This is a genomic window from Lunatibacter salilacus (genome assembly GCF_009797935.1).
Taxonomy (GTDB): Bacteria; Bacteroidota; Bacteroidia; order Cytophagales; family Cyclobacteriaceae; genus Lunatibacter; species Lunatibacter salilacus.
This window is the reverse complement of record NZ_VOLC01000066.1, coordinates 1-531: the sequence shown is the minus strand read 5'-3', so window position 1 is coordinate 531 and position 531 is coordinate 1. Positions and strand designations below refer to the sequence as shown.

The 531-nt window shown below is 54.4% G+C and carries 1 protein-coding gene; it reads right to left on the bottom strand.

Going from position 1 to position 531, the window contains the following annotated elements; translation table 11 throughout:
- A partial coding sequence (locus FQ608_RS27155; protein ID WP_199856493.1) for a hypothetical protein occupies positions 1–531 on the bottom strand: 531 nt, incomplete at both ends.

Genomic DNA, 531 nt, shown 5'->3' with positions numbered 1-531 from the left:
CATTGTCCTGTACCGTTTCGATATTGACTTGCAATACTCCTTCCGCGGAAGTCGCTCGTGCTGTCTCGGCTAAAAGATCTGTGGTTAACGTAGTTTCGGCGGCAATTGCCCGGGTTGTTTCGGCAGAAAGATCTGCGTTTAGCTTGTCCTCTGCGGAAGTTGCACGGATTGTTTCGGCTAAAAGATCCGTGGTTAACGTAGTTTCGGCAGCAATTGCTCTGTCCGTTTCAGCGGAAAGATCTTCGGATAGTGTAGATTCGGCATCAATTGCACGGGTTGTTTCGGCTTCCAGGTCCAGGGCCAGCTTTTCCTCGGCCGCAATGGCACGGGCAACCTCGTCGGCAAGGGCTCCGCTACCTTCCGCCGCTGATGCGTTGACAAAGGTTCGCACCGCAAGTTCGGTCGGGAACTTGGTGTTGGTGGCGTCCGAAAGGGTGATGTCGGTGGACTTGTTGGCGGAATCCTCCTTGAGGGCGATGGCAGTTTCAGCGGCCGTTTTGTTGGCGTCCACATTGTCCTGTACCGTTTCGA